The sequence below is a fragment of the Stutzerimonas stutzeri genome (assembly GCF_024448895.1).
In the GTDB taxonomy this organism is placed as follows: domain Bacteria; phylum Pseudomonadota; class Gammaproteobacteria; order Pseudomonadales; family Pseudomonadaceae; genus Stutzerimonas; species Stutzerimonas stutzeri_Q.
The window spans coordinates 41,348-60,686 of sequence record NZ_JAMOIC010000005.1 but is presented as its reverse complement, the minus strand read 5'-3'; the positions used below and the strand labels follow the sequence as shown (position 1 = coordinate 60,686).

The following is a 19,339-nucleotide window of genomic DNA, read 5'->3' as shown; positions in this document are numbered from 1 at the left end:
GGGTATCGCCTCGCTCAACGCCATCCTACGCGGGTACCGCCTTGAGCCGTAGCGCTCGTGCAAGGACGGATTACGCCCTCACCTATCCACCGTGCGGGTGTCGCGGTGGATGGGAAAAGCGACATCCACCCTACGGCCCTGGAACTCCGCAGAACGTAGGATGGGTTGAGCCTGCGATACCCATCGGCCAGTCCTCAGGTTTGATGGGTATCGCTTCGCTCAACGCCATCCTACACGGGTACCGGCCGTGAGCCGTCGCGGCCGTACAAGGGCGGATCACGCCCTTATCGATTCACCATGTGGGTGTCGGTGGATGGGAAAGCGACATCCACCCCACGCTCTGGAGCGCCGCAGAACGTAGGATGGGTTGAGCCTGCGATACCCATCGGCCAGCCCTCAGGTTTGATGGGTATCGCTACGCTCAACGCCATCCTACGCCGGTAACCGCCGTGAGCGTTGCGTCGGTACAAGGGCGGATCACGCCCTCATTAATCCAACTTGTAGTTGTCGCGGTGGATGGGAAAGGCGACATCCACCCTACGAGTTGCGTCTACCTGAAGCCCGAAGCCGCTCTAAAGCTTGATCCAGGTCGCCTTCAACTCGGTGTATTTGTCGAAGGCGTGCAGCGACTTGTCTCGACCGTTGCCGGACTGCTTGAAGCCGCCAAACGGCGCGGTCATGTCGCCGCCGTCATACTGGTTGACCCACACGCTGCCGGCCCGCAGCGCTTTGGCGGTCAGATGCGCTTTGGACAGGTCCGACGTCCACACCGCGGCTGCAAGGCCGTAGGGCGTGTCGTTGGCAATAGCAACGGCTTCGGCTGCGGTATCGAACGTGATCACCGAAAGCACCGGTCCGAAGATCTCCTCGCGAGCGATCTTCATGGCATTGCTGACGCCGTCGAAGATGGTCGGCTCGACATACAGGCCACCAGTGTCTTCCATGGTCCGCTGGCCGCCGATGAGCACCCGGGCGCCATCGTTGCGACCGGCCTCGATATAGCCGAGTACCGTATCGAGCTGCTGAGTATCGACCAGGGCGCCGACATTGGTAGCCGGATCCAGCGGATTACCTGGCTTCCAACCCTTCAGCGCTTCAACCACCATCGGCAGGAAGCGCTCCTTGACCGAGCTCTCGACCAGCAACCGCGAGCCGGCGGTGCAGACCTCGCCCTGGTTGAACGCAATCGCACCGGCAGCCGACTCGGCTGCGGCCTGCAGATCCGGTGCGTCGGCGAAGACGATATTCGGACTCTTGCCGCCAGCCTCTAGCCAGACGCGTTTCATGTTCGACTCGCCGGCGTAGATCATCAACTGCTTGGCGACCCGCGTGGAGCCGGTGAACACCAGCGTGTCGACGTCCATGTGCAGCGCCAGCGCCTTGCCCACTGTATGTCCGTAGCCCGGCAGCACGTTGAGTACACCCGGCGGAATGCCCGCCTCAATGGCGAGCTGCGCCACACGAATGGCAGTGAGCGGCGACTTCTCTGAAGGCTTGAGCACCACCGAGTTGCCGGTTGCCAGGGCCGGGCCGAGCTTCCAGCTGGCCATCATCAGCGGGAAATTCCACGGCACGATGGCGGCCACGACACCCACCGGCTCGCGCGTCACCAGACCGAGCTGGTCATGGGGTGTCGCGGCCACCTCGTCATAGATCTTGTCGACTGCTTCACCCGACCAGCGCAGCGCACGGGCTGCGCCGGGGATGTCCACGTTCAGCGCGTCGCTAATCGGCTTGCCCATGTCCAGGGTTTCGAGCAATGCCAGCTCCGCGGCATTGGCTTCGAGCAAGCCGGCGAAACGGATCATCACTGCCTTGCGCTTGGTTGGCGCCAGTCGCGACCAAACGCCGGACTCGAACGCCATGCGTGCACTGATCACCGCGCGATTGGCATCGGCCTCATCACAGCTGGCCACCTGCGCCAGCACGCGACCATCAACAGGACTGACGCAATCGAAGCTGGCGCCAGCGCTTGGCGCGGTGTATTCGCCCTGAATGAAAGCCCGACCTTCAATGCGCAGGTCGCGGGCACGCTGTTGCCAGTCGGCGAGTGTCAGGGTGGTCATGGGGCGTCCTCGATATCTGTCGATTAATCAGAAAGGCACCCTAAACCAGCGGCACCGGGGCTATCAATATTTTTTACGAAGGCCGGGTTTTTCGCCTTGTTTTGTTCGTTTTATTAAACATAGACTCGCCGGAACTGCTGAGCGCTCAGTAGATGTCGCGCTACAGCATAGCCGCCGAAACCGTCGCCCTGCCGGAGCTTGCCATGGCCAACCAGTTGCACCCCACCGCGTCTGCCGAACACTTCTGGATGCCGTTCACCGCCAACCGCCAGTTCAAGGGCAGTCCCCGGCTGCTGGAGCGCGCCGAAGGCATGTATTACACCGACACCGACGGTCGCCAGGTGATCGATGGCACTGCCGGACTTTGGTGTTGCAACGCCGGCCATGGACGTCGCGAGATCACCGAGGCGGTGAGCCGGCAGATCGCGCAACTGGACTTCGCACCCACGTTCCAGATGGGCCACCCGCTGCCTTTCGAGCTCGCCGAGCGGCTCACGCAGATCAGCCCGTCCGGGCTGAATCGGGTGTTCTTCACCAACTCAGGCTCCGAGTCAGCCGACACCGCGCTCAAGATCGCATTGGCCTATCAGCGCGCGATAGGCCAGGGCAGCCGGACCCGCCTGATCGGCCGTGAGCTGGCGTATCACGGCGTCGGTTTCGGTGGCATCTCAGTCGGCGGCATGGCCAACAACCGCAAGGCCTTCGGCGCGCTGCTGCCGGGTGTGGACCACCTGCCGCATACGCTCGACCTGCAACGCAACGCCTTCACTCGTGGCTTGCCAGAGCATGGGGTAGAGCGTGCCGATGAACTGGAGCGACTGGTCACCTTGCATGGGGCGGAAAATATTGCCGCCGTGATCGTCGAGCCAATGTCCGGCTCTGCTGGTGTCATCCTGCCGCCCCAAGGTTATCTACAACGTTTGCGCGAGATCACCCGCAAGCACGGCATCCTGCTGATATTCGATGAAGTGATTACCGGCTTTGGTCGGGTCGGCGAGGCCTTCGCCGCCCAGCGCTGGGGCGTCACGCCGGACATTCTCACCTGTGCCAAGGGTTTGACCAACGGTGCAATCCCCATGGGCGCGGTGCTGGTCGATGAAAAGATTCATGACGCCTTCATGCAAGGTCCGGAAAGCACCATCGAGTTCTTCCACGGCTACACCTACTCCGGCCACCCGGTGGCCTGCGCCGCTGCCCTCGCCGCTCAGGAAATCTACCAGCGCGAGAACCTGTTCCAGAAAGCCATCGAGATCGAAGATTACTGGCAGGATGCCCTGTTCAGCCTTCAGGGACTGCCCAACGTGACCGACATTCGCACGGTCGGCCTGGTTGCCGGGATTCAGTTCGCAGCCCATGCGGACGGCGTCGGCAAGCGCGGCTACGAGGTGTTCCGCCAGTGCTTCGAAGACGGACTGCTGGCCCGCGCCAGCGGCGACACCATTGCGCTGTCGCCGGCGCTGATCGTCGAGCGTGAGCACATTGATGCAATGATCGAGCGTCTGGCTGATGCCATTCGCAAAACGGCCTGACAGCGCGTCGGTATCGCGCCCGGAAGTATTCGTGCTGTGGTTCGCGTAGGTCGCTGGACACAGCCTTCTTGCTACGCAATAGCACAGCTGATCGCCAGCAAGCTGGCTCCTACAGTGCGTGCATCGCCCTGGCGCAAGCTTTTGGCTTGTCACCCAAAGGCGATACCCCGAAACGAAAAAACCCGCCGATAGGCGGGTTTTTCTTCAAGGGCCGATCAATTACTTGATCTTGGCTTCCTTGTACATCACATGCTTACGCACGACAGGATCGTACTTCTTGATCTCGATCTTGTCGGGAGTGGTGCGCTTGTTCTTGTCGGTGGTGTAGAAATGGCCGGTACCGGCGCTGGACACCAAACGGATCAGGTCACGCATGATAGTTCTCCTTAAACCTTTTCGCCGCGAGCGCGGAGTTCAGCCAGAACGGCGTCGATGCCGCGCTTGTCGATAACGCGCATGCCTTTGGCAGTCAGGCGCAGACGTACGAAGCGGTTCTCGGACTCGACCCAGAAGCGGTGATGCTGCAGGTTCGGCAGAAAACGACGACGGGTTTTGTTGTTCGCGTGGGAAATGTTGTTCCCGGTTACCGGACCCTTACCGGTAACTTGACAGACTCTCGACATGCCTCAGCCCTCTAAAACCACATGCCCAACCCGGCATGGGTTGGCCGCTTGAATTCACTAGTCATTTGGCGCTCAGCGCCACGTTTCGTTGGGGTCTTACCGGCTACGCGACAAGCGAAGAAACCGGGCCCCTAGAAAAGAGCGCTGCTTTATATCAGAAAGCCCCTGGAGCAACAAGCGCGGATTGCCATTCAATATCCAGACGATCCGCCGTAATCCGCCTGCCAGCCTACGTTGTGACGGCTCCTTATAGAAGAAGCCGTTCGTCGCCCAAGCGGTCGAAGCAGGGCGTGCATACCGCTCCTATCGGCCCCGCCGCCTCATTGGTCGGATCACACTGATATTTCAAAGCTCTGCCGGGCAGCCTGCTTCGCAAACCCAAAAAGGCTACGCGGGCTCGGTATTTACGCCGATATATCTACAGAGCGAACATTTGTTTTGCAGTGCGGAATGCTTATACGATTTTATGAGCTACCATAAAGCCCAACTTTCGCAAATCGCGGCATCGGGCGGCGCCCAGTCTATCAGCAGCGCTAACGGCTGCGCTGCAGGCCATCAAGGCGATCTGCTATCGTGCCGCCCCGCTGCCCACTACAGACAGACCGACATCACATGAGCGACGCTGAAGACATCGAGAACCCCAAGGATCGCAAGTTCGTCGAGGCGCTTTCCCGAGGCCTGGATGTTCTGCGCGCCTTCACCCACGGCTCGGTGGTGATGGGCAACCAGGACATCGCACGCATAACCGGGCTGCCCAAGCCTACGGTGTCGCGCATGACCTACACCCTGACCAAGCTTGGCTACCTCAGTTATTCGCAGCAGCTGGAAAAGTACCAGCTCGACTCAGGCGTCCTGGCGCTGGGTTATGCCTATGTTTCGAACCTGCGCGTGCGTCAGCTGGCCAAGCCGTACATGGACGAGTTCTCTCGTCGCACCAATACCTCAGTGGGGCTCACCTGCCGTGATCGGTTGTCGATGATCTATATCGAGAACTGCCGCCCGGCAGAGGTCTCGACGCTGCGCATGGATGCCGGGGTGCGCCTGCCGCTGGCGACCACGGCCGCAGGGCGCGCTTTTCTGGCCGGTACGCCAGACAAGGAGCGCGAGCACCTGATGGCTGCGCTGGAAACCAAGTACGGGGACGGTTGGGCGGCCATGCAGCAATCACTGGAGCAGTCCTTCGCCGAGTTCCGCCAGCACGGCTTCTGCCTGTCCCTCGGCGACTGGGACCGCAACGTGATGGCAGCAGGAGTGCCGCTGCATCTGGCCGACGGCAGCATCATGGCGCTGACCTGCGGCGCCCCGTCCTTCCAGCTCAGTGAGGAAATTCTGCGGGGCTCACTGGCGCATCAGCTGGAAATGCTCGCACGCGATATCGAAAGCCTGGGTGTCTGATCGACTGATCAATGTTGCTGGGCTGTCGCACCAAAGGTGACCCATCCAGCCCGGAGGCGCGGATTCAACAAGCATTTCCCAGCGCGAGCTTCGGCGATGCGTTGCGGTCACTGCGCCCGGACGCTGGCCCAGGCGATGTCCGCCAGCAGATCGCGGCAGTCCGCCAACGCAGTACGCGAGCGTCCGGCCAGCCAATTGCGCGCCATGTCATGGCAAGGCCCAATCACCACCGCCAGAAAGCAATCGCCCGGCATCCGTCTGAAGGCGCCACTGTCGCGGTGTCGACGCAAAATCGCGCTGACCCTCTCCCCATGGGCCTGATTGACCTCACGCAGCCGTTCCCCCATCTCGCCAGCCTCGACCCTCCCACGGTTGTGCAGAACGAAGCGTGCCCAGTCCGGGTTTTCCACGACCCAATCGATGTAGCTGGTGACGAACAATTTGACGCACGCCTCGGCATCCAGCGTATCGATCAGTCCGGCCTCCAATCGCGCGGCGTATTCACCGATGCCCTCCAGATAAAGCACAGCGATGATCCGCTCGCGGTTACCGAAATGGTGGTAAAGGCTGCCGATGCTGGCGCCGGAACGGTCTCTGATCATTTCGATGGTGGTCGCCTCCACCCCAAACTCGGTAAAGCAGGCGAGCGCAGCCTGAAGGATTTCCTGTTTGCGACTACTACGCGCCATCCGGCCTCCAAAGCGAACTAGAATAATTTTCTAGAATAATATTCTGTTGTTCGTATACTGCAGCGAATGCGGCAACCCAACCAGCGCGGAGAACAACAAGATGGCGACGATACAGCCTGAAGAGCGATCGATCGACAACGGCAACGGACACCTGCTTTCCAGTTACTGGTATCAACCGAGCGGCACGCCACGCGGCGCAGTGCTGATTGCATCGGCAATGGGCGTCAAGCAACGCTTCTATGCCACGTTCGCCAGTTGGCTGGCCGACCGTGGCTATCTGGTCATCACGTTCGACTATCTCGGCATGGGCCGCTCGCGCCAGATCCCCCTGCGCTACCTAAAGGTGGATATTCTCGACTGGGCCCGCCACGACTGCAGCGCAATGCTCGCGGCGGTGGCCGAAGCGACAGATGAGCAACCGCTGTACTGGATTGGTCACAGCGTCGGCGCGCAGATACTGCCTCTCGTCAAAGGCCACGAGCGGATTACCCGAATCGTCACCATCGCCGCAGGCAGCGGCTATTGGCGGGAGAACAGTCCGCAGATCAAGCACAAAGCCTGGTTGCTCTGGCACGGCCTTGCCCCGGCCCTGACCGCCATCGCTGGCTACTTTCCCGGCGACCGCATCGGCGCGGTGGGCGACTTGCCGGCCGGCGTAATCCGACAGTGGCGCCGCTGGTGCCTGCATCCTGAGTATCTGGTCGGCGTAGAAGGCGATCCCATGCGTCAGGCCTTTGCAGCGGTGCAAACACCCCTGACGTCGCTCTCGTTTACCGATGACGAAATGATGTCGGCGCGCAACACCGAATCGCTGCATGGCTTCTATACCGGCGCACCGAAAAGCATGCACCGCATCGCCCCGAGTGAAGTGGGCGCCGATCGCATCGGCCACTTCGGATTCTTCCGGGAATCCTTCGCACCGACACTCTGGGCAAACTATCTGCTGCCGGAGCTGGAGCAATGCCACCAAGCCCCAACTGACGCGCTGGCCGCGGCGAGATAAAGCTGCGGAGCAGCTGGCCGTAGGCATCGTTTTTCGGATGTAGCGTCGGGCTAGCCAAGGCCAATCACGTCTGCGAAGGGGTCAAACGCCGCTACAGAACCAACCACTCTTCAGCGATGACCAATATCGATCAGCTTGATTTCGACCGCACCGCGCGAGCGCGTAGCATCGCCTGCACATCCCAAGAGCCCATTCGAGGAGACCGCCATGCCTGATACCTACGTACCGCCCAAGGTCTGGACGCACGACGCGCCGTCCGGTGGCAAGTTCGCCAGCATCAATGCGCCGACTGCCGGTGCGCGAGAGGAAAGGGCGCTGCCAGTGGGCAAGCATCCGCTGCAGCTTTATTCGCTGGCGACGCCCAATGGTGTGAAGATTTCGATCATGCTCGAAGAGCTGCTCGCCGCCGGTCATGTGGGCGCTGAATACGACGCGTGGCTGATCAAGATCGGTGAAGGCGATCAGTTCGGCAGCGGCTTCGTCGAGATCAATCCGAATTCCAAGATTCCTGCGCTGGCCGATCACAGCGTCGAAGGCGAACCGTTGCGGGTGTTCGAGTCGGGCTCGATCCTGTTCTACCTCGCGGAAAAGTTCGGCGCCTTTCTGCCGACCGAAACCCGCGCCCGCACCGAAACCATGAACTGGTTGTTCTGGCAGATGGGTTCGGCGCCCTTCCTCGGCGGCGGTTTCGGGCATTTCTATGCCTATGCGCCGGAAAAGTACGAGTACCCGATCAACCGCTACGCGATGGAGGTCAAGCGCCAGCTCGACGTGCTCGATCGTCAGCTGGCCGAGAACCGCTACATCGCCGGCGACGACTACAGCATCGCCGACATGGCCATCTGGCCCTGGTACGGCGTGCTGGTCCGTGGTGAGCTGTACGAGGCCGGCGAATTTCTCTCGGTGCAGGACTACAAACATGTCCAGCGCTGGGCTGCAGAAGTGGCGGAGCGACCCGGGGTGATTCGCGGTCGCAAGGTCAACCGCACCTGGGGCGAAGAATCCGAGCAGGCGCCCGAGCGGCACAGCGCAGCGGATCTGGACTGAACACAGCCTCAACCCGAACGTAGGGTGGAAAACGGCGAAGCCTTTTCCACCTTCGCTCCGCACGCACCGGAGCGCCAGCGAATACGGAGGCGGATGAACAGCACAATCGCCCCGGCACCACCCCGCCCACCTCAGATGGATTACAGGCGCAACGCAATGCATGTAATCCCCGTGTTCGCCTCCGCGCGAGAACCACCGAACTCGCTTCTGATGACCCACCGCACCGGCACACCAGCCGATGCAATGATCAACACTTCACCCCGACACCTCGCTGCAACCTCGAACCCCTCCACCGCCCCCTCGGCCGGTGACCGCAACTCACGCACTCATTCACCCTCGCGCACCGACCTCTGATCCTCAGTTCTGAACTAAGGCAGCCGTGCCAGACCCAACCTCTATGGGCGTTGCATTTGTTGGCTGTCGAGGCAGCCATCGTTCATGGCTGCTTTCGGCTGCCATGGCGTCAGGACGCAGCGCTCCGCATACCCAGGTTGTTCAACACAACGCGAGGTGACCCATGAAACACACTCTGGTAGCAGCGTTCGCAACGCTGACCGATGCCACTCGGACCCACGGCGATCTGATGTCCCGGGGCATCCCTCAGGAGCAGATCCATTCCGTAGGCGCCGAGCATGCGCACATCCACGCCTACGATGAGCCTTACTCCACCACCGACAGCACGGTGGATCGCGAGCATCACGAGTCCAAGGTCGCGCATTTCTTCAAGTCGCTGTTCGGCCATGAACCGCATGACGATCATCGCCGCCATGCTTCGGCTTATCCCGAAGCGGTGCGTCGCGGTTCGCTGGTAATCGCGGTCGACGTGTTCGATGAGGATCAGTTGATCCGCGCACGCGATGCGCTGGAGTACAACGGCGCCATCAGCATCGACCAGGACGGTACGACCGGAGCGGGCGCCACGCCAGGCTATGCCGGGGCCACCAGCCCTTATGCCGGGGCGACAGGCGGCGAAAGTCATATGGATAAACATTTCGCTGGCGCTCAAGCCGGTGCGACCGCCCAAGCGCGCCCATCAGGAACCGCGCATTTCGATGCCGGTACGCCAGTAGGCACGAGCCACACCACCAGCGTAGGCGCGACCGGCAATATGGACGCAGGCTCGGCCGATACCAGTCGATATGAAGTTGGCAGTGCAGCCAAACGGGCCGGCACGGGCTATCCGGAGACGGCCGCTACCGCAGCGCCAACAGGCGGTGGTCTGGCTGGTGAGACGGTCGGCACTCGCGATGCCACGCAAGGTACGGATGCCACCCAGGCTGGAACCTGCACCGACCGCGTATGCGTGATTCGCCGACCGAGCTGATCACCTGACGCAGCGATCACGGGCCGCGCGCAGCGGCCCGTGTAAGTCGCCCGTCTGTATCTATTGCTGCCTTCCGACAGCGCACCGCTGCTAACCGGCAGCCTCGATGCTGATGCGCCAGACCATCATCCGATAGGCCCTATATACGTTTTGCCCAATGGCGGTACAGCCCAGCACGTCCGCACCTTGCTGACTGCTCCATGCCGAACGAACCAAGCGCCTTTGTCACGCGTAGCGGGCTAAAAGGGTCCGTCTTTCCTCCGCTGCCAACCACGCGTTGGTTTACTCACCGCGCGTCCAGTGCGCTCCGTATTCCGGCGCTGCCGACTGACAACGCCACGCAGTCTTCAGTAAGCCCCAACGCAGCATTCGCCAGCGTGTTGCTCTGATAGGGCTTGCGCATCCTGAGTCCGGTTTCTGATGCCACCAGCGCCGCCGTTGCGCCGAGCAATGCCGGCAGCCATACCGGCTCGCGCCGTGCACTGGCCAGGGCCGCGGCGGTGACGCCACCGGACAGCGCGCGAAACATCATCGAGGGGACGATGGTGCGATCCGGTGCAAAAGGCATCTTGTCGCCTAGCAACTCCGCGGCCGCCATCGGCAGAAGAAATTGCTGGGCACGATGCGATGCCAGCGTGCGGGCCGGCTCGTCTGCCTCTTCGATGTCTTCCCGCGAAGCCAGCGCGCGGCTGACCATCGTCGGCGCGAGCATGCTGCGCATACCGGTCACCATGCCGAGCGCCAGGGCGCCCCATAACAGATTGGATGTCATCGTCATTCTCCCGTTGGTCTCTATTACCGACCGGGCCCCAGCCGTGGGCGTTCGATAACCCGCGCCAACGAGCGACGGACGACACCACCGCGGCCCCTACCTCCCCGACCGCACTGGCAGTCCGGTTACCGCATGTCGGCTCGCGCCAAAACAACAACAGGCCGTCATCAACTTGCCACCTGCGCTTCCTAGTTTCGGTCGGACCCCACCGCCCCGAGGATTCGCAAATGCGTACGCGCATACTGGATTGGATGTTCGCCGCCATGCTGGCCGGCATCGCCGCACCGGCGTCTGCCCAAGTACAAGCGGAGCACGGCTCCACCGAGCAGGACTTTCGTGAAGAACAGCTTGGAGGTCTCAAGGCACGCCAGCAGGCCGCCGAGCGCCGCAGCTGGCGGGACCCGGCCTGGCGACCCGAGCCGGTGGTGTCGCTCAACCTGCTGAGCATCAATGACTTCCACGGACAGCTTTCCCCGCGCACGGTGGCCGGTCGGCCGGCTGGTGGCGCGGCCGTGCTGGCGGCGTACCTGAAGGCGGCGAGCAACGACAACACGCTTATCGTTCATGATGGCGATCAGGTCGGCGCCTCGCCTCCCAATTCGGCCCTGCTGGAAGACGAACCCTCCATCAGCTTTTTCAATCTGTTGGCCAATCCGCATTGCCGCCCGTTCAGCCGGCAAATGCAGATGCCCCGCAGCGTGCAGCCCTTCACTCAGCAGCGTTGCAATCTGCTCGGCACCCTTGGCAACCACGAATTCGACGATGGCCGCGCCGAGCTGCTGCGCCTGCACACTGGCGGCAACCATCGCAACGGCCCCTTCCTCGAAGACGACTGGAAAGGCGCGCGCTTTCCGATGGTCTCGAGCAACGTGATCGACCAGTCCACCGGCGAATCCCTGCTGCCGCCCTATTCGATCTATTACCAGGAAGGCGTGCGGATCGGCGTGATTGGCGCGGTGCTCAAGGAAACCCCATCCATCGTTTCGCCGAGCGGCGTGGCCGGCCTGCGCTTCATCGACGAGGCGGACGCCATCAACCGGTCCGTGGCCGAACTGAGACGCCATGGGGTGCGCGCCATCGTCGTCGCGCTGCACCAGGGCGGCCAGCAGACCAGCTATGACGGCCCGACCAACCCTGCGGCCGACACCGTCACCGGCCCGGTAGTCGACATCATCAAACGTCTGGACGATGAGGTGGACGTGGTCCTCTCCGGTCACGCCCACGGCTTCACGAACGCGCTGGTGCCCAACGCCGGTGGCAAACCTATCCTCGTTACCCAGGCGTTTTCCGCGGGCACCGCTTATGCCGATATCGAACTGGTGATCAGCCGCCGCAGCCGTGACATCGTCGAGAAATCAGCCGTCGTGCGCACCACCTGGGCTGACCAGGGCGCCGGCCTGTCGCCGGATTCGGAGGTTGCGGCTCTGGTCGCGCAAGCCGATGCCCGGGTCAAACCCTTGGTCGAGCGCGTGGTGGGCCTGGCTCAGGGCGACATCACGCGGACCGAAACGCCTGCGGGCGAATCCGCGCTGGGCAACCTGATCGCCGACGCCCAGCGCGTGGCGACCGATGCGCAAATCAGCTTCATGAACCCGGGCGGCATCCGCGCAGACCTGCCAGGCGGTGAAGTGACCTGGGGCGAGCTGTTCGCCATCCAGCCGTTCGCCAACGATCTGGTCTCCATGGACCTGACAGGCGTGCAGATCAAGACGCTGTTGGAGCAACAGTGGATCGGTCAGAGCTACCCTCGCCTGCTCAAACCGTCCGGCATTCGTTACAGCTGGTCGGCCAGCCGCCCCGTCGGCAACCGCATCATTGAGATGCGCGATGCAGCCGGCGCGCCGATCAACCCGGCGGTAACCTACCGCGTCACGGTGAATTCCTTCCTCGCGGGCGGCGGCGACAACTTCACCATCCTCAACGAAGGCAAGAATCGCGTCGTCGGCCCGGTGGATCTGGATGCGCTGGTGGACTACATCGAGTCGCTCCCGCAGCCATTCATCGGAAGCCTCGAGGGACGGGTCGAGCGAGTGGACTGATTGAACTAGCGGTGAACAAAGGGGACAGATATTTCACTGTCCCCTTTTTTTCTATCCCCGTTTTGCTCGTAGCGGCACCCTCACCCGCAGCCAAGCGGTCCAGGACACCACGCCCAGGATGGCGGGTGCACATTTCTTACCTCACTTCATCGCTTTGATCACTGCGTGACAACCTGGGATGCGAGAAGCCTCCCGGTTATCGATTTACGTTTTGTGCGGCGTCCACCTTGTTGCGGAGCAGCCCCATGCGTCTTGCCGACTTCATCCTCGATAACCTCGAGCCCATTCTCCAGTCGTGGGAAGACTTCGCCAGAAGCATCCCCGGAGCATCCCGTTCGATGGATGTTGACGCCCTGCGCGACCATGCCGAGCAGATGCTGAGGACCATCGCCGAGGACCTTCGCACCAGTCAGTCGACGACCGAGCAGATTGATAAATCCATCGGTAAGGCAAACAAGGGCCACGGCGAAACGGCGGCGGAAACCCACGCCACCCTGCGCCATGATGCGGGCTTCAGCATCAACGAAATGGTCTCTGAGTACCATGCTCTGCGCTCCAGCGTGCTTCGAAAGTGGTTGCAGGAAATAAAGAATGGCACGGACTTCGAAGTCGAGGATATGACGCGCTTCAACGAGGCCATCGACCAGTCGCTCGCCGAATCCGTTGCCAGCTATTCACGGACGGTGACCAGCACGCGCAATGTCTTTCTCGGCATTCTCGGTCACGATCTGCGCACCCCCTTGGGCGCCATCCAGCTAGGTGCCGAAGTGTTGCTTCTGGATGACAATCTGAACGCTAAGCCCACGATGCTCGCCTCGCGGATTTACACCAGTGCCAAACGAGCCAACAAGATCGTCACCGACTTGCTCGATTTCACTCGCTCACAGAGTGGATCGGGCATCCCGGTTCACCAGATCGAGGTCAACCTGGCGGAGGTGTGCGAAGGCATGGTGGAGGAAGTGCGGGCGTACAACCCCGAACGCCAGATTGCCTATGACACCAGTGGAAACCTGACTGGCCTGTTCGACGCATCGCGCATGGAACAGGTGTTTTCCAACATGATTAGCAACGCGGTGCAGCATGGCAGCAAAACTGGAGCCATCAAGGTAGGTATGCACGTCGAGCAGGCGCATGCGGTCTTCACCGTGCATAACCAGGGAGAACCCATTGCCAAGGATGCAATCGCAGACATCTTCAATCCTATGAGCCGTCATTCTCAGTACGCTGCAGGAGAACACGGCCCGCACTCAGGGCTGGGCCTGGGGCTGTATATCGCCAGCGAGATCGTAGCGGCACACAAGGGAACTATCGTCGTCGAATCAACCGCCGAGCTAGGCACCACCTTTACCGTGAAGCTGCCGCTTGGCGGGCAGATATTGAGACGCGCAACCGACCCGAGTGACTAGAGCTGGCGCGTGGACGACCATGCACTTCGCATTCACACACGAAAAAGGCGACCCGAAGGTCGCCCTTTTTCATGCAGCCCGTGACTTACTGACCGAGCAGTCCAGCGCCCTGAGCCGAACCGAAGGCAAAGCCGATGAACTCCTGCACGCTCATGTCGCGGCCGTTCAGCGTCACTTTGTCGTCGGCATAGTGCAGTGAACTGGCGAGGTGATCACCCTGCAGCTGGAACCAGCCGGTATTGAGCGCCATACCGCTGAACAGATCGGTGGCGGCATCGGTTTCCTGCTGCAGTGCAGCCGGGTTCGGCTCGTCACCTTGCTGGTGCTTGACGATCAGGCTGGCGATGTCGCGCACCAGAGCCTTGTCAATCCCGGCGTCGGCTTTGAGCGCAGCGAGCATGCTGGTGGCCATTGCGTCAGGAGTGAAGGCGTCTGCATTCGGGCTCTGCAGATCAAGCACCAGCGCGAGCCGGGCAGCGCCGTTGACGGTCTGGAAGCCAAACTCGTCCAGCGCCAGGGTCGGCTTGTGCTCCAGCAGCTGCATGGCTTGCATTTGCAGCTCGCTCTGCTGGGCTTCGGTCATGTTGGCGATGGCATCTTCCTGGCTGGCGCCGTTTTCGAGCATCGCCTTGTAGCTGTCGACCAGCGCCTTAAGGCTGGCTTCTTCAAGGTGGCGCAGGCTGAAAGCGAGGGTGATGTTGCTGAACGTGTGGCCTTGCGCCTCCAGTTCGCCAACGCGGTAGGCGGCGGTCTGGTCGAGCCCACGGCTGCCGAGGCCCAGCGACTCTTCGAAAGACGCCTTGCGGATGACTACAGCGGGTGCGTCGCCGGCCTGGATGTCCATCCGCTCGACGGTCAGGGCCGAAGGACCCAGCGCGAAGCCGTTGGCATCCTCCGCCTTGTCGCCGGACATGCTGACGCCGCGGATGCTCATCCGTACCGGCTTGCCCGATTCACCGGTCAGGTTGAGCTCGATCTCTTTCAACTCACCTTCCATGCTGAACGAGGTGGCGTCCTCTGCCGCTTCGAAGGTGACGCTGCCGGGCGAAACGCGAAGCGTGCCTTCGGCATCCTCGATGTTGAACGCCGCCGAGCGCAGCTCGCCATGCTGGCGGCCGTCATAGCCAATGGTGACTTCGCCGATCAGCGGCGCTTCGTCACCGGCAGCTTCGAACAGCTTTTCGGTCAGCGGTGTGCGCTCGAGCTGAACGTGGCTCTGAGCAGCGACCGGCATCAGGCGGCCACGGGCGAGACGCGAAACAGGAAACGGGCCGTGCTCGAGACGATCCTGCAGCAGCACCGAATACTGCTGGGTGTTGCCCTCGTCATCAGGCGCTTCGAAGTCGATCTGATAGCGGGCTTCGCTGGAGAGCAGGCCGCGGTCGAAGCTGAGCATCGTCAAGCTGACGTCGGCACCGGCGCCGATGTTCATCTGGCGCAGCTTGAGATTGGCCTGGTCGACGGCATCGCGCGCGGTCGATTCGACCTGAGTACTGGTGTAAACGGTGGCGGCCCCGATGAGGGCCAGAGGTACGGCAACGGCGAGTGCGAGCTTTTTCATGAAAACGTCCTGTGCGGCGGCTGGGCAGACGTCCTGTCAGCCGGTGGTTGGCAAGCGGCGGCACTCTATCAGCGCGTCTTCGCAGGCTCCAGCGCGCCATGCAATGTGATGAAAAGGGTGAGAACGTCGCAACAAATCGCGATGCGGCATCACCAGGCGAACAGCCCGCAGATCTCTGAGCCAGACCTGCGTCACCGCCCTTCTTCGCGGCGGTTTACCGACCGCTTCGCCATGGCGTCCTGCTGAGCGCTTTCTGAGGGCTTCTACCGGAGCGTTCATGATAGCCACGCCGCTCGTTCGTCGGCTCAATTCAAGCTGACAGATGAACAGCCGAAGTCCTTACATTGGTCGCGTTGACCATCCAGACGACGCCTGCTTGACGGGCCGTGGAGCATCAAATGTTCAAGTGGCTCGCCAACACCCGCGTCTCGATGAAACTCATTGCAGGTTTCGGCCTGTCGTTGTCGCTGAGTCTGATAATCGCCTGGGCGGGCTGGAGCGGCATCAGCAGCCTGTCCTCACGTATGGACCGCAGCAGTGCAGTCAATCACCTGCTGCAAGATGTCTATAGCCTCAGGCTGGCCCGTAGCGCCTTTGTTGCCAGCAATGGCGACGCTGCCCTTGGCGAAGCGATGCAAGCTGCCCTGACCGAAGTCTCCGATCACCGTAAGGAATTGCTCGGCACACTACGCCTTGATGAAGACCGGGCAGTGTTGGAAAGCCTGGGCCAGACAGTGCAACGCTATAGCGACGAGTTCGGCAAGCTCACCGCAGCCTATCGCCAGAGCAGCGCTGCACGGGGGCAACTGGGCGAGCATTCCGACGCGGCAGTTGCGCTTTTCGCCACGCTGGAACCCCAGATCGACAGTAATTACCCAGATGCCCAGACACTGCTCGAACGCACCAAGGCGCTCGACCAGTTGCAGCTGGATTTCCAACGCGCGCGCTTTGAAGTCCGCGGATACACCTATAGCGGCAACCCCGAAAACCTGGCCAAGGCGGTTGCACAGGCAGAACACGCGATAGCGACCATTCCCCTCCTGCGCAGCGCCTTTGGCGAACTGGATGCACCCAGTGTCGACGCACTCGACAGCCACATGAAGGGCTACCGCGCCGCGCTGGATATCAACCAGGCCGCGCTGCTGCAGATTCAAGCCGTCATCACCGCGATCAAGGCCCAGGGCGATGCACTGGTGGCAGGCACCGACTCGCTCTATGGCAGCCAGATGAAGTCCCGCGAAGACGATGTGCAGCGAGCAGTCCAGCAGCTCAGTGTGAGCATTCTGGTGGCCCTGTTGATCGGCATCGCCGCGGCGTGGCTGATCACCCAGCAGATCGTCCCGGCACTGCGCGCCGCCCTGGCTGACGTGCAGCGCATCGCCAATGGCGATCTGAGCCAGACTGAACCTGTTCGTCGGGGGGATGAGATCGGCCAGCTGCAGGCCGGCCTGGCCCAGATGACCGTCAGCCTGCGTAGGCTGGTTAGCCACATCGGCGACGGTGCTACGCAGATCGCCAGCGCCACCGAAGAATTGTCCGCCATCACCCAGCAGACCATGGCCGGCACCAATAGCCAGAAGCTGGAAACCGAACAGGTCGCCACGGCCATGCACGAGATGGCGACTTCCGTACAAGACGTCGCCCGCAACGCCGTGGAAGCGGCCTCCTCGGTGGATCAGGCCGCGGCCGACGCCATGTCCGGCGCGCAGATCGTCAACCAGACGGTTGTCCAGATCGAGCGGCTGGCCAGCGAAGTCGAGCGTTCCAGCGCCGCCATGGGTGCGCTGGAGCAGGAAAGCGGCACGATTGGCAACATGCTCGATGTGATCAAAGCGGTGTCCGAACAAACCAACCTGCTCGCCCTGAACGCGGCGATTGAAGCTGCCCGTGCAGGTGAAGCCGGACGCGGTTTCGCGGTCGTGGCCGACGAGGTTCGCGGGCTGGCCCGGCGCACCCAGCAATCCACGCAGGAGATCGAAACGCTGATCTCCGCACTGCAGCAAGGCACTGCCACAGCCGTACAACGGATGGGCGACAGCCGTGCGCTGACCACCAGCACTGTGGAACTGGCTCGCGAAGCCGGCGCAGCCCTGAACAGCATCACTCAGAGCATATCCAGGGTTCAGGGCATGACCCAGCAGATCGCCGCCGCCGCCGAGCAGCAAGGTGCCGTCGTCGATGAGATCAACCGCAGCGTCGTCAGCGTGCAGGACATCGCCGATCAAACCTCGACCGCCAGTGAGCAAACCGCCAGCGCCAGCCTGGAACTGGCCAAGCTCGGCACCGAGCTGCAGAACCAGGTACGTCGGTTCCGCGTTTAAGCGTCACGGCTGAGCAAGCGACATCAACACCGCCGCTGGTGTACATCGCCAGCGGACCGTCATGCACAGGCGCTTCGGCGCCTGATCGATCAACCGCGCCGGCATCGGCAAAGCGCGTGACGAGCCATTCACATGAGCAGCGCGAAATCGTGCTGTCGATGAACTCAGCCAGATCCCGGATTCATAGGGTTCAAAAGAGGACGGACGCGCTCGCTACAGGCTGAGCCTGTCGATGGTCTGACCGACATCAATTACCAGTGGTACAGCCCGTAGCCGAGCACGCCCAGGCCAAAACCCATCTGTGCCAGCAACAGCGCGCGAATGGCGAAGGTGTAACTGATGATCCAGCTTTGCCCCAACGCATCGTGAGCGAACAGCCGGTGGCTGGCGGGAAACTCCAACTCCATCTCCTTGAGCGCCGTAATGGTCAGCTGCAACAGCTGGCGGCTGCGCGCATCGACCAGCCAGAAAACCATCGCCAGCAACACGGTGAAAGCGCCCAGCAGCACCAGCAGCCCCGGCGAAAACCCTCGCTCCAGCGCCGCCAGCACCCCGCCATCAGCAAAGATCGCCAGCACCACGAAGAAGTTGAACCCTCGCAGGCGCTGCTCGGCATTGAGCTTGAAATGCGCCCAAACGAATTCCCGACTGTCCACGCGCTTTCCCCTTATCGAAACGCCGTCCCACCCGCATCAAAGACTCGACGTCGGCTGAGCCGCAGGCTACCCACATGAGAGCGTCAGAGGTGTCGATAAATCCCGGCGCTGAGCTACGAATCGGTGGGCTTCAGCCCACCACCGCCCATAAACATGCCGCGCCCTAGCGTTAGCCATCGCCCCGTCTATTCAGAGGGTTTCGTGCTTGTCTGGATATCGACGTTATTGCCCGCTATGGCAATCGCCTGGTGGTTACCGAATGGGCGAAGGTCCAGCGTGCCGTTGTACTCGATCAATACCTGCTCGACTGCCTCTTTGAATGGTGCGTTCCTGTAATGAGGTAGCGGGTAGAAATCCACCAATGCGAGCGACGCATAGGAGTCGAGATCCGGAGCGGCGCTGGGGTCATCCAGCCTCTGCAAGTATTCGATGCTGGGGGCAAGCACGGCAGAACCGGCGGACTCGCCGATATAACACTTGCCTGCCCGGACCTGCTCTACGATCAAAGTGTCCGCACCGGTCCGCTTCAGCTCCTGCAAGAGGAAAAAGGTGTTCCCGCCGGCCACGTAAATGAACGCGTTACGTTCAAGCTTTTCGGCAATCTCTGCCTGACTGGCTGTCGACACTTCGAGCTCGTCGATCACCAGACCAGCTGCAACGAGCGCATCCTTGGCGGCGATAAGGTAAGCGTTCACTTCCTCGCCGAGACTTGCCGTGGGAATCAACGTAACCCTCTGGCCACGGCATGCACCTTGAGTGAAGGTGACAAACAAGTCCGCGACTTCCGCGAATGAAGATGTCAGGAAAATATTCATAGCGTTCTCGATTTGTGGACATGGAGCGGACCCGTCGCTGTCAGCAGCGAAGTCATCAGCCAGGCAAAAAGAAGACAATCACGTCCCAAACGA

At 61.7% G+C, this 19,339-nt stretch carries 16 protein-coding genes; 8 read left to right on the top strand and 8 right to left on the bottom strand.

Going from position 1 to position 19,339, the window contains the following annotated elements; translation table 11 throughout:
• Positions 1–572: 572 nt before the first annotated feature.
• Positions 573–2,066 carry an aldehyde dehydrogenase gene (locus tag NA619_RS07705; protein WP_255961196.1) on the bottom strand — a complete coding sequence of 498 codons (1,494 nt, stop codon included), beginning with the start codon at positions 2,064–2,066 and terminating at the stop codon, positions 573–575.
• A gap of 203 nt (positions 2,067–2,269) precedes the next feature.
• On the opposite strand from NA619_RS07705, the gene NA619_RS07700 reads away from it, so the two are divergent.
• On the top strand, positions 2,270–3,595 hold the full coding sequence (locus NA619_RS07700) for an aspartate aminotransferase family protein (protein WP_255961482.1): 1,326 nt from the start codon (positions 2,270–2,272) through the stop codon (positions 3,593–3,595).
• 219 nt (positions 3,596–3,814) lie between these two features.
• Here the strand turns inward: NA619_RS07700 and rpmG are convergent, their stop codons facing one another.
• Positions 3,815–3,970 carry a 50S ribosomal protein L33 gene (rpmG, locus tag NA619_RS07695; protein ID WP_045423166.1) on the bottom strand — a complete coding sequence of 52 codons (156 nt, stop codon included), beginning with the start codon at positions 3,968–3,970 and terminating at the stop codon, positions 3,815–3,817.
• An 11-nt stretch (positions 3,971–3,981) separates the two neighbouring features.
• Positions 3,982–4,218 carry a 50S ribosomal protein L28 gene (gene rpmB / locus NA619_RS07690; protein WP_019339373.1) on the bottom strand — a complete coding sequence of 79 codons (237 nt, stop codon included), beginning with the start codon at positions 4,216–4,218 and terminating at the stop codon, positions 3,982–3,984.
• Between the two features lie 612 nt (positions 4,219–4,830).
• Here rpmB and NA619_RS07685 point away from each other — a divergent pair.
• Complete coding sequence (locus tag NA619_RS07685; protein ID WP_255961195.1) at positions 4,831–5,613, top strand: IclR family transcriptional regulator; 783 nt, start codon at positions 4,831–4,833, stop codon at positions 5,611–5,613.
• Between the two features lie 107 nt (positions 5,614–5,720).
• Here NA619_RS07685 and NA619_RS07680 read toward each other — a convergent pair whose 3' ends face one another.
• Positions 5,721–6,302 (bottom strand): TetR/AcrR family transcriptional regulator, encoded by a 582-nt coding sequence (locus NA619_RS07680; protein WP_255961194.1) that lies wholly within the window; start codon positions 6,300–6,302, stop codon positions 5,721–5,723.
• Between the two features lie 100 nt (positions 6,303–6,402).
• Between NA619_RS07680 and NA619_RS07675 the strand changes: the two genes are divergently transcribed.
• The 3 genes from NA619_RS07675 (at position 6,403) to NA619_RS07665 (ending at position 9,676) form a co-directional block, all read left to right on the top strand.
• Positions 6,403–7,305: an alpha/beta fold hydrolase gene (locus tag NA619_RS07675; protein ID WP_255961193.1), complete on the top strand. Its 903-nt coding sequence runs from the start codon at positions 6,403–6,405 to the stop codon at positions 7,303–7,305.
• Positions 7,306–7,512: 207 nt separating this feature from the next.
• Entirely contained in the window at positions 7,513–8,352 is an 840-nt protein-coding gene (yghU, locus tag NA619_RS07670) for a glutathione-dependent disulfide-bond oxidoreductase (protein WP_255961192.1), read from the top strand.
• Positions 8,353–8,869: 517 nt separating this feature from the next.
• Positions 8,870–9,676 (top strand): hypothetical protein, encoded by an 807-nt coding sequence (locus tag NA619_RS07665; RefSeq protein ID WP_255961191.1) that lies wholly within the window; start codon positions 8,870–8,872, stop codon positions 9,674–9,676.
• Between the two features lie 286 nt (positions 9,677–9,962).
• On the opposite strand, the gene NA619_RS07660 is transcribed toward NA619_RS07665, so the two are convergent.
• Positions 9,963–10,454 (bottom strand): DUF4126 family protein, encoded by a 492-nt coding sequence (locus NA619_RS07660; protein WP_255961190.1) that lies wholly within the window; start codon positions 10,452–10,454, stop codon positions 9,963–9,965.
• A gap of 221 nt (positions 10,455–10,675) precedes the next feature.
• Here NA619_RS07660 and NA619_RS07655 point away from each other — a divergent pair, with 221 nt between their 5' ends.
• Positions 10,676–12,487, top strand: coding sequence for a bifunctional metallophosphatase/5'-nucleotidase (locus NA619_RS07655; RefSeq protein ID WP_255961189.1), 1,812 nt, complete (start codon positions 10,676–10,678; stop codon positions 12,485–12,487).
• Positions 12,488–12,732: 245 nt separating this feature from the next.
• On the top strand, positions 12,733–13,893 hold the full coding sequence (locus tag NA619_RS07650) for a sensor histidine kinase (RefSeq protein WP_255961188.1): 1,161 nt from the start codon (positions 12,733–12,735) through the stop codon (positions 13,891–13,893).
• 85 nt (positions 13,894–13,978) lie between these two features.
• Here the strand turns inward: NA619_RS07650 and NA619_RS07645 are convergent, their stop codons facing one another.
• Entirely contained in the window at positions 13,979–15,454 is a 1,476-nt protein-coding gene (locus NA619_RS07645) for a YdgA family protein (protein ID WP_255961187.1), read from the bottom strand.
• Positions 15,455–15,852: 398 nt separating this feature from the next.
• Between NA619_RS07645 and NA619_RS07640 the strand changes: the two genes are divergently transcribed.
• Positions 15,853–17,775, top strand: a complete 1,923-nt coding sequence (locus tag NA619_RS07640; protein ID WP_255961186.1) for a methyl-accepting chemotaxis protein — start codon at positions 15,853–15,855, stop codon at positions 17,773–17,775.
• A gap of 251 nt (positions 17,776–18,026) precedes the next feature.
• On the opposite strand, the gene NA619_RS07635 is transcribed toward NA619_RS07640, so the two are convergent.
• Both NA619_RS07635 and NA619_RS07630 read right to left on the bottom strand, forming a co-directional pair.
• Entirely contained in the window at positions 18,027–18,431 is a 405-nt protein-coding gene (locus NA619_RS07635; RefSeq protein WP_255961185.1) for a hypothetical protein, read from the bottom strand.
• Between the two features lie 185 nt (positions 18,432–18,616).
• Positions 18,617–19,246 (bottom strand): Type 1 glutamine amidotransferase-like domain-containing protein, encoded by a 630-nt coding sequence (locus NA619_RS07630; protein WP_255961184.1) that lies wholly within the window; start codon positions 19,244–19,246, stop codon positions 18,617–18,619.
• Positions 19,247–19,339 lie beyond the last annotated feature (93 nt).

What these genes read in the sequence shown, in the direction of transcription:
- NA619_RS07665 (WP_255961191.1), top strand. Translation starts at nt 8,870, where the DNA reads ATGAAACACACTCTGGTAGCAGCGTTCGCAACGCTGACCGATGCCACT.
- NA619_RS07655 (WP_255961189.1), top strand. Translation starts at nt 10,676, where the DNA reads ATGCGTACGCGCATACTGGATTGGATGTTCGCCGCCATGCTGGCCGGC.
- NA619_RS07700 (WP_255961482.1), top strand. Translation starts at nt 2,270, where the DNA reads ATGGCCAACCAGTTGCACCCCACCGCGTCTGCCGAACACTTCTGGATG.
- NA619_RS07680 (WP_255961194.1), bottom strand. Translation starts at nt 6,302, where the DNA reads ATGGCGCGTAGTAGTCGCAAACAGGAAATCCTTCAGGCTGCGCTCGCC.
- rpmG (WP_045423166.1), bottom strand. Translation starts at nt 3,970, where the DNA reads ATGCGTGACCTGATCCGTTTGGTGTCCAGCGCCGGTACCGGCCATTTC.
- NA619_RS07705 (WP_255961196.1), bottom strand. Translation starts at nt 2,066, where the DNA reads ATGACCACCCTGACACTCGCCGACTGGCAACAGCGTGCCCGCGACCTG.
- NA619_RS07685 (WP_255961195.1), top strand. Translation starts at nt 4,831, where the DNA reads ATGAGCGACGCTGAAGACATCGAGAACCCCAAGGATCGCAAGTTCGTC.
- rpmB (WP_019339373.1), bottom strand. Translation starts at nt 4,218, where the DNA reads ATGTCGAGAGTCTGTCAAGTTACCGGTAAGGGTCCGGTAACCGGGAAC.
- yghU (WP_255961192.1), top strand. Translation starts at nt 7,513, where the DNA reads ATGCCTGATACCTACGTACCGCCCAAGGTCTGGACGCACGACGCGCCG.
- NA619_RS07630 (WP_255961184.1), bottom strand. Translation starts at nt 19,246, where the DNA reads ATGAATATTTTCCTGACATCTTCATTCGCGGAAGTCGCGGACTTGTTT.
- NA619_RS07645 (WP_255961187.1), bottom strand. Translation starts at nt 15,454, where the DNA reads ATGAAAAAGCTCGCACTCGCCGTTGCCGTACCTCTGGCCCTCATCGGG.
- NA619_RS07660 (WP_255961190.1), bottom strand. Translation starts at nt 10,454, where the DNA reads ATGACGATGACATCCAATCTGTTATGGGGCGCCCTGGCGCTCGGCATG.
- NA619_RS07650 (WP_255961188.1), top strand. Translation starts at nt 12,733, where the DNA reads ATGCGTCTTGCCGACTTCATCCTCGATAACCTCGAGCCCATTCTCCAG.
- NA619_RS07675 (WP_255961193.1), top strand. Translation starts at nt 6,403, where the DNA reads ATGGCGACGATACAGCCTGAAGAGCGATCGATCGACAACGGCAACGGA.
- NA619_RS07640 (WP_255961186.1), top strand. Translation starts at nt 15,853, where the DNA reads ATGTTCAAGTGGCTCGCCAACACCCGCGTCTCGATGAAACTCATTGCA.